This window comes from Pedobacter sp. UYP30, from assembly GCF_040547165.1.
Lineage (GTDB): Bacteria > Bacteroidota > Bacteroidia > Sphingobacteriales > Sphingobacteriaceae > Pedobacter.
In genome coordinates this window covers 1-11,653 of the sequence record NZ_JBEPPD010000038.1, presented here as the reverse complement: position 1 = coordinate 11,653, position 11,653 = coordinate 1, and the positions used below count along the sequence as shown (strand labels likewise).

The following is an 11,653-nucleotide window of genomic DNA, read 5'->3' as shown; positions in this document are numbered from 1 at the left end:
CCCTGTTCTATACTGACGTAGTGGGTACTTTTCCTTAAATTACACCAACTAAGATTGCCTTGGGCTCAAGGTATTCTTCAAGACCAAATATGCCACCTTCGCGACCTATTCCTGATTGTTTAAAGCCGCCAAAAGGTGTATAAGGATCGTGGCTGAAAGCATTAATAACTACTCTTCCTGCCGCAAGCAGCAAAGCAATCCGATTAGCATGTGCTAACTCCGAAGAACTCACATAAGCAAGTAAACCGTAGTCAGAGTCATTTGCTATCTCAACAGCTTCTTCCTCGGTTCTAAAGGTTAAAATTGATAAAACAGGGCCGAAAATTTCTTCTCTTGCAATTTTCATATCATTAGTAACCCCGGCGAAGACTGTAGGCTTTACAAAATTTCCCTTTTCAAGACCCTCAGGATGCCCTAGACCGCCGATGATCACCTCGGCGCCTTCGTCAATTCCTGCCCTGATATATTTTTCTACCTGTTCATATTGCTTTTTACTCACTATCGGCCCTAAGGTGGTTTTTTCATCTTTTGGATCTCCTACAACAATTTTTTTTACGGCTCTTATAATCAACTCTTTTACCTCAGCCAAGCGCTCTTCAGGGACAAGGAGGCGTGAGCCTGCAATACAGGCCTGACCATTATTCATAAATGCGAAGCTTACAGCCTGAGGAATGGCGACAGAAAAATCTGCGTCATTCAGGATAATATTCGGTGATTTCCCACTTAGTTCAAGGGTGACCCTTTTCATGGTTTCAATCGCTTCGCGGGCAACTATTTTTCCAACATTTGTAGAACCTGTAAACGCCACTTTTACAACATCTTTATTACGGCTAAGCTCTTTCCCTACTATTTCTCCACGCCCATTTACTATATTAATCACTCCATTAGGCAAACCCGCTTCATGAAATGCTTCTGCCAGTATCTGGGTCTGCCAGGCGCTCAATTCGCTTGGTTTGATTATAGCAGTACAGCCGGCAGCTATTGCAGCGGCGAGTTTGACACAAATTGAACCGGCGTTCGCATTCCACGAAGTAAGAATTGCGGTAACCCCAACTGGTTCCAATATTACATTTGATTTTCCTACTATTTTTTCAAACTCAAAGTTCTCTAATACCGTTTTAAAGTGGAGAAAGCTATCCGCGGCTATTCTGTTTGACCAGATTGCTCGCTGCACGGGCGCCCCATACTCTTCAATGGTAGCGGCAGTAATTTCTTCAACCCTATTCATAACCGCATCATGCAGTTTTTCAAGATAGTTTATCCGTTCTGCTTTGGTAGTTTTGGAAAAGGTACTAAAGGCTTTTTTTGCGCTATGAATGGCGTTTTCGTATCTATTTCATCGCCCAGAACCACACTACCGATCAGTTCATTGGTAGTCGGATTTATCAGATTAAATAATTCACTACCGTGAGGAGTTACAAATGCTCCATCAATGTAAACCTTATCTATTGTTTTCATGATTAACTAAATTTATATTATAAATAATTGACCGTATCTGCTTTTTGTGTATATAAAGCTATGCAATATGTCCATCTATTGCTTTCAACCGTCATAGGCCGTTGCTGGAGGTGGTAATGAAAATCGTTTTCATTGGTAGTTATTCAGTTTTGTAAATATAATCATTCCGGTTTAACAGGCTTATCAGCACCCGTCATCAATAAAAGCTTTCCGGTTGTTCGCCGTGATTCAATATCCAAATGGGCCAATGCCGCATCCGACAATGGATATGTTTTTCCGATAAACACCTTTAACTTCCCATTCCTGAACCAATCAAATAACTGTAAAGAATGCTGTAGGATATCTTTGCGGCTCCTCACATGATCCTGTATTGTTGGATAGGTAAGTAAGATGCTTTTAGGGATACTCAAGATGTCTATTGGTGCAAGCTTTTTCATACTTGCGCCATAATAAGCCATCACTCCGTGCGTACGCAGGGATGCGATCGATTCCCAAAACGTATCAGCCCCTGAATTATCATAAACGACATGCACACCTTCGCCATCGGTCATCGACAACACTTTTTCTGCGTAATCTGGATTTTGCGTAACGATGACTTCATCTGCACCCGCATTTTTCGCAATTACAACTTTGTCCTCGCTGGATACCCTTGCGATTACACGTCCCCCCAAAAGTTTTACCATCTGTGTAATCATAAGCCCAACTCCGCCAGCGGCAGCGTGTACCAGCGCCGTATCGCCGGGCTTGATTGCATAAGTTGATGAAGTGAAATGTTGAGCCGTTAATCCTTGCATCATCAAAGAAGCGCCCGTTTCAAAGTTAATATCATCAGGAAGTGGAACCAGCAGCCCGGCGGGTGCCAAAATCTGTTCGGCATAACTTCCTACAATAAAGAACCAGGCTACACGATCCCCTTTCTTAAATTCTGTGACACCAGCTCCTACGTAAGCTACCGTACCAGCACCTTCAACTCCGGGGGTCATGGGAAATGGGGCGATCATGAATTGTCCTTCCCTAGTACCAATATCCATGAAGTTCACACCGGCTATTGCTACATCAACGACTACATGGCCAGGAGTTGCCTGAAGTTCTGGCATTTCTTCCAGAAGCATTTTTTCAACGCCTCCAGGGGTTTTTAAAATTATCGCTTTCATTTTTTCTAATAATATTTTGGTAAACCGTAATGCTTTTGGAGTGGTTAAAATGTCCTTCATATATTATCATACAAAGATTATGACACTGCTAACACTTAAAAACTCTTGTTAAGGAAAGCAGAAACATCTTCCACAAATTCCAATGGATATTGAAACAGAAAACCATGCCCTGAATCCGGGTAAAGGATTAATTTACTGTTTTCGATATGTTTAAACATCAGATAAGAGTTTTTAGTCGGCACCATAATGTCATTATTGCCATTCATGATCAATACCGGCTGGGTAATTCTTTTTAATTGAAGAAACTGGTTAGCAGGAATTCCCCAATCGGCAATTGCCTTTGCCTGAGCGCCCATCACTTCGATGGTTGTGGCAGGTTCAATTCCTGCTTCACGAAGGTGGCGTCTATTCCAGAATTCTTTACCTGCTTTCTGACCTTTTTCGCTTGGCGAAAAGAAAAGAAGTAAAAAATCTTCCAATAACGGCGGTTCATTTATAGCTGCTTTGGTAACTTCATCCGTAAATTTTTCCATATCCTCACCTCCCTCGGGGCCCGTTCCGGCAAGGACTAATCGCCTAATAAGATCAGGCCTTAAAATAGTGACCTGCTGTGCGATAAAACCACCCAGCGAGAATCCCAAAAGATCGATCAATTGTAGTCCCATGGCATCGATAAATGTTATTGCGTCTTTGGCCATTTGTAAAACATTGTCAGGTGTTGAGCCTGAGCTTGCACCTATACCAGTATTGGAGAACAGGATCACAGGCCTATCCCGGCCTAATCCATCTGTTACCGCCGGGTCCCAGTTTTCCATGTTTGCCCGGAAATGACCTAATAATAAAATTGGTGTTCCTGTTTTTTTACCAAGCCTGCGATAAGCAAACCTTATTTCGCCAACCTCTATAAATTGAGTCGGTGCATTTACATGATTGTTAGTTAACATATTTTTAAGTTTTTAAATAATGTTTATTACTGTTTAGGCATCCCGATTCCCTGTTGAACCATGAGCCGTAATTTTACTTTAAAATTGTGCGCCACGTTAAAATCAAATGGTCTTAGAATTTCCGTCTATTGTCCAGACATTACAAAAGGCAGATCATGAAAGATTCGATGCGTCGCTAGTTTCCAGATACCATCTTCTTTTTTTAGTGTGGGCCGGTAATAACCCGCTTCCGTGGCGGTTACGCTACCCATTAAGCCTACAGTGCCTGCTGGCCAGCCACCTTGAGGGCGTATGGCACCTAATGTATCAAACCGGATAAACTGCGCATCTATATCGGCAACATCTCCATTTACTTCGATTATATGATCATTGGTGGTATGATGAGACCAGCCTCCGGCAGGATGGGGTGCCATCAGGTTCGATATGGCATTAGCTATTTCATCAGGCCCGTTTAATACAAATAGCCGCTCAGCAATCCCAGAATTGACATAGAATACCTCCACCTTGCCGTCCTTTGTGAAGAGTTCTTTCATTGCTTCGCCGTCAAGATTATCCGCTGCTCTAACATATTTTGCAAGGACTTGCTGAACCTGTCTCTCGTCGCTGCCCGTATCGGTTAACTTTTTTTCAGAATTACTTTTCATGATGTCATATTTTTAATGTTGCTTTTACTATTTGATTATCGAAACGCTTGATTACAAAGTGATTCCCGGAAAGTCTTCTTCAAAGACATTTGCTTGATATCCACTTTTGCCGAATAGATAAGCAAGCGATTCAGTTATCTCTTTTTGGATTTTCGAAATATCGAAACCCACCAGCTTACCGTCTGATTTTAATATTTTACCAGCAATCATAACCAGGTCAACATTGCTTCGGTCGGCAGCATGCACAACGGTACCAATTGCACTATTTGATGGAAAAAGATTGAGGCTATCTGTTTTAATAAGAATGAGGTCCGCGGATTTTCCGGGTGTTATACTTCCCGACACCGCACCAAAACCGGCGATCTGGGAACCATTGATCGTAGCCGCTTCCAGAATTGCCCTTGAACTTACCGGAAGTGGTGCACTATCATTGCCATTGTAACGCATATTCTGCGCGAAAGCTCGCTGAAGTGCGAAACCTACACTCATTTCGGTAAACATGTCACCGCCATAAGAGGTTTCCAGATCTGTTCCTAAACCCGGCTTAATGCCGTGGTCTATTGCACGCTGGTACGGGAATATTCCCTCTTCCAAACCATACTGCGCATCTGACCTCGGGTCAAGGGTTACGCTTACGCCAGTATCACTCATTATTTTCCATGCTTCGCCAGTAAGACCGGTGCAGTGGTTGAATATATTATTCGGACCAAGCATATTACTATCTTTAAGGCTTGGTAACATTTCTGCTAATTCCTTCCCCAAAAACTCGGTCACAACGGGCAGTTCGAGATTGCGTGCGTTATCCCATCCCTCTACGCCCATGTGCGTAAATACGCCAAGTTTGATTAAATGATCTGTATTTAAGCGTTCATTTTTTAACTTTTCTAAACCTCCTGGCCAAAAAGCCTTGTCCCATTCTCCGCCTAATGGAAAACCCGGCGCATACAACGCCCGGATTCCCGCTTCTTCAAGGGCATCTATCGCTGCATTGGCATGTGCATAACTTCTTGTATTATGTGAGGCATCAATGATGGTCGTTATGCCACTATCGATCGCACTCAAAGCAGATAGTAGATTACCAAGATAGATGTCCCCGGGTCTGTAAAATGTTGCTAAGCCAAAATGGATGTCGCCCACATAGGACATCAAATTGTTAACGTTAGGCATTAAACGGCGAAGTGTGCCCTGCCAGGCATGGCGATGGGAATCCGTAAAACCTGGCATCAATATCATGCCCGATGCGTCGATAATCTGTGCATCATCAGCGTGGATAAAAGCTGCGACCTGTTTGATCCTATCATTTTCGACTAGAACGTCACCTGACGGAAGATCACCAACTGTTCTATCCATAGATATGATGGTGGCATTTTTAAATAATATTTTTTGTTTTAACATGATTTGATTTTATATAGCGAAGAGATTAGTGCGGCTTGTAGGGGAGGGCATCTAAAAACGTTAATATATCTTTACCTATTTCCTCGCAATTTGTCTCCAAGGCAAAATGTCCAGTATTGTAAAATTTAACGTGGGCATTGGGGTTATCGATCTTGTAACCTTCAGCCCCGGCGGGTAAAAAATAAGGATCCTTATCACCCCATACGGCTAGCAATGGGGGATGATATTTTCGGAGATAGGCTTGCCAGGCAGGATACAACTTTACATTATTAGCATAATCTTTCAATAGATCCAATTGGATTTCCACATTACCAGGCCGGTCAAGAAAATGCTGATCAAGAGCGATCGTCTCCGGAGCTATCAGGCTTTGATCTGCAACACCAGTGCGGTATTGAAAATTGGTAGCGTCGATGGTTAAAAATTGTTTCAGCTGATCCCTATTTTTCTTGGTAGGCTCTTTCCAGTATTTTTGTACCGGGTTCCAGCCAGTACTTAATCCTTGCTCATAGGCATTGCCATTTTGTGAAATAATTGCCGTAATTTTTTCAGGATTAGCAGTAATTAGCCTAAAGCCGACCGGGGCACCATAATCAAACACATAAATTGCAAAGTGCTTTAGTGCCAATTCATCTATAAAACCCTGCATCACATTTGCTATATTGTCAAAGGTGTAAGTGAAGTTCTCTCGATCCGGCGCATCAGAAAAGCCGAACGCTGGCATGTCCGGTGCAATAACATGATAATTTCTGCTTAGAATAGGAATCAGGTTCCTGAACATAAACGAAGAGGTCGGGTAGCCATGCAGCAGCAAGATCACTGGCGCGTTTAAAGGTCCGGCCTCCCGGTAAAATATTTTAAGTCCATTTACTTTTAGGTCCCGATAATGTACATTCTCGGCTGATGACATGCTTGGCTTTTTCATAGGTTGATGATTAATTTGCGCAATGGCGCTATTGTAAAAAATAGACAGTAAAAGGGCTATAGCCACCTTAACAGGCACTTTATGAATTTTCATTTGATAATATTTACTAAGTGCAAAATATAAGTACAGCAATATTAAATTAATGCTGGACGCCGAACAGTTCCTTTTAAAGTTCAGTTGGGATTGCGGATGGATTATAACCGTAAAACGATTTAAATGCTTGTGAGAAATGCGAAAGGTTTTCAAACCCAACATCCAGGTAAACTTCTGAGGATTGCCGGCCTTGCATAGCTATTAAAAAATGTGCCTGTTGCAGCCTTCGCTCCCTGATCCACCTTTCGGGAGTGGAATTAAATGTTTTTGTAAAGTCCCTCTTAAAGGTTGCAAGACTTCTTCCCGTTAGCCTGGCAAATTCCTTTATTGCTACGTTAAACATATAATTCTTCGTCATAAACGTTTCCAGATCGATCTTGAAAGGTTCGCTGAAATCGAACAAAAAATTCTTAATTGTTGGGTCTCGCAACAGCAGTTCAATGGCCTCGGAAGTTTTAAGTGCAGAAAGGGCTTGGGTCAGTTTTCCGGGATGATCAAAATATGGGATTAGCGATTGGAAAAACCCGATCAAAAATGGGTCTTCCCGCAAAAGTAGCAAGGGTTCTCCCATGTAATGACCGGCAGCATACACATTGTTTTTTGCACTATATCCCCTCAGCGATTCCTGGTCTAAAAATATATTAACAGCATGGAAGGCCACACCATCCGCACCTCGCATTTTAACTGCTTTTACCAATTGATTTCTGCGAATAAGACCGATAGTACCCTTACCAAACACCTCTCTACCCCGACTAGTATACAAATGGCTTTCCCCAGAAATAATAAAGCTTAGCGCATGTTCGGAAACAAGTTGCGTACTGCCTTGCCGTTGTTCGGGCTCGCAGGAATATAACAGGTTAAAATAATGCTGATCTGCCATCTTGTTCTATTCTAAGATTATTTTATGGCGCTCATGGTAATTTTATCGAACATTTTGTCTGACAGTACCTTGCGCAGAAAAAGTGCAGGGCCTGCCAAATAACCGGCATGGTAACGCGTTTTGGGGCTGTCTGCTTCCACCGCTTTTAATATTAAAGCAGAAATGAGCTCGGGTCCAGGATTCTTTTTTTCCAATTTAGTATGGGCTTTGATAAATCTATGTACCACGGAGCCGTAAACGCCCTCTCCGGATGTTTTTAGCATGCTATCCTGGGCAATTCCAGCCCATTCAGATTTGATGCCCCCGGGCTCGATAACAATGACATCAATTCCAAATGGTTTAACCTCATTACGCAAGCTATCGCTTAGACCTTCCATCGCGAATTTACTGGCATGATACCAGCCACCAAACGGGCCGGCCAATTTACCGCCTATCGAAGATATGTTCACAATTTTGCCCCATTTTTGTTGCCTCATATACGGGAGTACCAATTGGATCATTCTTGCCGCACCAAATAAATTAACTTCCATTTGGTATTTTGCTGTTTCCATTGACACCTCTTCAATTGCGCCATAAGAACCAAATCCTGCGTTATTTATTAAGATATCGATTTGCCCCTCGGCTTCCACAACGGCATTTACACAACTCATCATGGAAGCATCATCCGTCACATCTAAAGCTATACTTTTTATGCCCAACGGCATAAGGTCTGCCATTTTATCAATTCTCCTTGCTGCCGCATAAACTTTATATCCATGTGCTGCCAAATGCCTCGCAGTTTCTTTTCCAATTCCGGCTGATGCCCCGGTAACTAATGCTATTTTTTTCATTTCTATAATTATTAATTAACTTCTATTTGTGAACAGTACAAATGTAGCCTGTTCAAAAAAGCAATAGTTTTCTCAGGGGCTCAAATTGTTTTGGCTAACGGCTCACTGACATGAGCATTTGCAAAATTCTATACTGGAAAGAGTAGTTAATTATATTTCGACAGCGTGCAGCAAACGCTATTCTCTAAACTACTCGCTCCACGGTGAATGAAGGATGCAATCGCAAAAATTCTTCCGGTGAAAATTAGGGATCATAAACGAGCAAACATCGGCCTTGATGTTTCCAAATGTTGTTTCGGTCTTATGTTCAAAGCCTTTAAAGAAAGTTGGAATTATATTTTTCTTAAAGTCATTACGCGGAAATTCACCTATTATCTCCAATCGGTTTGCTTCGCTCAGGTTTTCATATCCTTCTCCCATTACGTCAAGCCCAACACCAGAATACATTAATGCCACTTCCGGCTCTTTATGCTCCGCTATACCAATAGTGGTGTGCAACGCGATAGTATCCCAAACAAGTCTGAGGGCATCTGCCGGATAGCCATGGCCTTTTAAGAAATCTCTTGCCGCATTGGCACCATCCACCTCAAACCGAAGATCAGGGCTACTGTAATGACTTGTTAAGCCCAGGTCATGAAAAACCGAACTGATGTAAAGTAATTCCTGATCATACTTAAGGTTGTTTCTTTGTCCATTGAGTGATGAAAAAAGGAAGACCCTTAACGAATGATTGTAAATAAATTCTGTGCCATGTTCCAGTAAAAGCTCTGTGGCCTGTTTTGCAATTGAACTGTCGGGTATTTCTACACCTGCTATTTTTTTCATAATAATTATAATTTAATGTGTTAAAAAATTCCAGTTTGTATTTATCTTTACTATTCAGTTAATATAGGTGCTAGCGGGTAGTCAATAGGTATATTGGTTGCAGCGAAAACGTAGTTGGTGAATATTCTTAAACTAATAAATCCGATAAGCTCCATTAGTGCACCCTCGTCAAATCCTGCGCTATAAAAGTTTTCCAGATATTGATCCTCTGCATGCCCTTTGTTGTCTATAATTGACTTGGAGAGCTTAATGATCGCGTCAAGTTTCTTGTCTTCGATGCCACCGCTGCGTATTTTTAAGGTATCTTCAATTGACAGTCCATTTCTTACGGCCATCGCAGTATGGCCTGCCAGGCAATAATCGCAATGGTTTATTTCAGATACAGTCAGGGCTATCGCTTCCCGTTGTTTTCCGGTAAAAACACCTTTACTTAATGCTGTTTCAAAATCAATAAAGCCTTTCAGGCCATGCGATGAATAACCCATTGTAGCATATAAGTTGGGCACTTTGCCCATTCGCTTTTTCATTTGTTCAAACATCGACTGCGATTCAGGATCAACCTGTTCAATAGATGGTACTGTGATCGTTTTCATATTTTCCTTATTAAACTACTTTTAATCTCTTTAGATACAACTGAGCTGTTTCACTCATCGTTAAGATCGCGCCACCCAGTATAACAATATCTTTTATCACTAATCTTCCCCGCCCCGACAGGTAAGGAAATCCCCATTGCTGATCGCCTAAGTGCGGGACCCAGCTTTCGGGAGTAGTTATTAAAAATGACAGTGTACCTAATGTCATCAAAAAAACCAGAATACTGGCTATTAAACTTGGTAGCAGAAATGTTCTAGGTAGTGCTACAAACACGCCAACAGCGATCAGGAACACACCCAAACAAATTGAAAAACCATATGTGTTATTTTCTTGATGCCATTTGCGGTTTGATGGGACTAATTTACCTTCTGGATTCATATGTGTTTTGTATTCGCTCGGGTGATTATAAAACATGGCCATGAAAGGGCTGTTGGCTACAAACGGCACAATTCCATCGGCCTCATAGGGAGAAAATTTAAGAAAACCTATCCAAATAAAAACGACTACGATTCCATATCGGACTACAGTTTTTCCTAATTGCTCCAGGTTTGCCATCCATGTAATTACAGTATATTTCATGATTCAATTTATCTTTACGTTATGTCTCTTATTTTTTGACAAATCAAATGTAGTTGTATACGCCATGCGAAACCATGGACTAAAGAGGCAAAGCTTTGGACAAATGTGACAAGTCACGGGTTAAATTCGAGAAAATTAAATGTGTTATAAATTGACGGCAATAAACGCCTAGTCAGCCAGATCGGCTATGATCGATATTCCCGCTTTTTCGCGGAAAATTTGAGGAGAAACTTTCGTGAATTTCTTAAAAAACCTACTGAAATAAAACTCATCGTAGAAATTAAGGCTGTAGGCCACTTCCTTTATACTCATTCTGGTCAGGTGCAGTTTCTTTTTGGCTTCCAGAATAATGCGCTCTTGTATCAATACGGATGGAGATTTTTTAAAATGACGTGAACAACGCTTACTAAAATTATTAGGCGTCATTGCCAATAGCGCTGCGTAATCATTTGGCTTATGGAGCTCAAGGAAATGTGCATCCAAAAGCTTGCTAAACTTTTCCATTTGTTCGTCCCGTTCGGTTAAAGCGTTTTCGGGCTTCATCGACCTGATCTTTATGCTACTTGTCTTAGCCAGAAATAATTGAAGATATGCGCGCAGAATTGTTTCATCGGCGAACTCGGTCATTAATTCCTCATCCATATCATTAAGCAGCCGGTCAAGATCTGAGGCTTCCTTTCTTGTCGGGCTTACTGATGGCTCTATGTAAATGTTATTGAAAAGCAGGCCATTGCATGAGACCTGTGCTTTATGATATTCGATACAATAAAAATCGCCATGAAACTGTAGCATTGTGTATTCAAAAGCACTTTCTCTTTCAATACAAATCTGCTGTAATGGTGTTGAAAATAAAATAACCGGCGCTGTAAAATTGAACTTTCCAAAGTCTGCATGATAGACGCCTGCACCCTCTGTTATAAATATAACGTTGTAACAGGAAAAATTTGTTGGAATAGTCAGGTCATGATCTTCGGTATGTTTTATACCGAGTAAGACCTCTTTTGTAGCTGAAAGTATATTTTTCAATTATACAAATATTAATCGTTGCAATAGTAGGGTTTAAGAATTACAGTTAGAACTTCCTTTGTTAAAGTAAAAAGGAATTTATATCCGTACTGGTTATTGGCTTTGTAAACATGTCGTAATAATGTGGCAGATTATAATTTTAATACCGTTTAAGCATAAACGTTTTCTATAAGAATTTTTTTTATTATAACTATTTATAAAAATATGAAATTTAAAAGAAATCGAAAAATAATTTTACCTGTTTTTAATCTTTTCTCTTTCTTGATTTACTTTCTCAATGTGCTCATAAAACCCCGGTATATTGAGAAT

13 protein-coding genes are annotated in these 11,653 nt (G+C 41.1%); all 13 read right to left on the bottom strand.

All coding sequences use genetic code 11. From position 1 onward, the window contains the following. Positions 1–34: 34 nt before the first annotated feature. Positions 35–1,318, bottom strand: coding sequence for an aldehyde dehydrogenase family protein (locus ABIB40_RS20270; RefSeq protein ID WP_354361707.1), 1,284 nt, complete (start codon positions 1,316–1,318; stop codon positions 35–37). After that, on the bottom strand, positions 1,258–1,458 hold the full coding sequence (locus ABIB40_RS20265) for a hypothetical protein (RefSeq protein WP_354361705.1): 201 nt from the start codon (positions 1,456–1,458) through the stop codon (positions 1,258–1,260). Before ABIB40_RS20265 ends, ABIB40_RS20270 begins: the two co-directional genes overlap by 61 nt. 161 nt (positions 1,459–1,619) lie before the next feature. Continuing rightward, positions 1,620–2,672: a quinone oxidoreductase family protein gene (locus ABIB40_RS20260; protein ID WP_354361703.1), complete on the bottom strand. Its 1,053-nt coding sequence runs from the start codon at positions 2,670–2,672 to the stop codon at positions 1,620–1,622. A gap of 35 nt (positions 2,673–2,707) precedes the next feature. Beyond that, entirely contained in the window at positions 2,708–3,556 is an 849-nt protein-coding gene (locus tag ABIB40_RS20255; protein WP_354361700.1) for an alpha/beta fold hydrolase, read from the bottom strand. Between the two features lie 125 nt (positions 3,557–3,681). Then, positions 3,682–4,200, bottom strand: a complete 519-nt coding sequence (locus ABIB40_RS20250; RefSeq protein WP_354361698.1) for a nuclear transport factor 2 family protein — start codon at positions 4,198–4,200, stop codon at positions 3,682–3,684. A 51-nt stretch (positions 4,201–4,251) separates the two neighbouring features. Further along, positions 4,252–5,595 carry an amidohydrolase family protein gene (locus ABIB40_RS20245; protein ID WP_354361696.1) on the bottom strand — a complete coding sequence of 448 codons (1,344 nt, stop codon included), beginning with the start codon at positions 5,593–5,595 and terminating at the stop codon, positions 4,252–4,254. A 25-nt stretch (positions 5,596–5,620) separates the two neighbouring features. Further along, the gene (locus ABIB40_RS20240) at positions 5,621–6,610 is read right to left on the bottom strand and encodes an alpha/beta fold hydrolase (protein ID WP_354361694.1); all 990 of its coding nucleotides are present in this window, start codon (positions 6,608–6,610) and stop codon (positions 5,621–5,623) included. Positions 6,611–6,683: 73 nt separating this feature from the next. Then, a complete protein-coding gene (locus ABIB40_RS20235; protein ID WP_354361692.1) occupies positions 6,684–7,490 on the bottom strand; it encodes a helix-turn-helix domain-containing protein in 807 nt (268 codons plus the stop codon). Positions 7,491–7,507: 17 nt separating this feature from the next. Beyond that, the gene (locus tag ABIB40_RS20230) at positions 7,508–8,320 is read right to left on the bottom strand and encodes an oxidoreductase (protein WP_354361690.1); all 813 of its coding nucleotides are present in this window, start codon (positions 8,318–8,320) and stop codon (positions 7,508–7,510) included. A gap of 189 nt (positions 8,321–8,509) precedes the next feature. Further along, on the bottom strand, positions 8,510–9,145 hold the full coding sequence (locus ABIB40_RS20225) for an HD domain-containing protein (RefSeq protein WP_354361688.1): 636 nt from the start codon (positions 9,143–9,145) through the stop codon (positions 8,510–8,512). A gap of 50 nt (positions 9,146–9,195) precedes the next feature. Further along, a complete protein-coding gene (locus ABIB40_RS20220) occupies positions 9,196–9,738 on the bottom strand; it encodes a carboxymuconolactone decarboxylase family protein (protein ID WP_354361685.1) in 543 nt (180 codons plus the stop codon). A 10-nt stretch (positions 9,739–9,748) separates the two neighbouring features. Beyond that, positions 9,749–10,318 carry a DUF417 family protein gene (locus tag ABIB40_RS20215; protein WP_354361683.1) on the bottom strand — a complete coding sequence of 190 codons (570 nt, stop codon included), beginning with the start codon at positions 10,316–10,318 and terminating at the stop codon, positions 9,749–9,751. A 168-nt stretch (positions 10,319–10,486) separates the two neighbouring features. After that, entirely contained in the window at positions 10,487–11,344 is an 858-nt protein-coding gene (locus tag ABIB40_RS20210) for a helix-turn-helix domain-containing protein (RefSeq protein WP_354361681.1), read from the bottom strand. Positions 11,345–11,653: the final 309 nt, after the last annotated feature.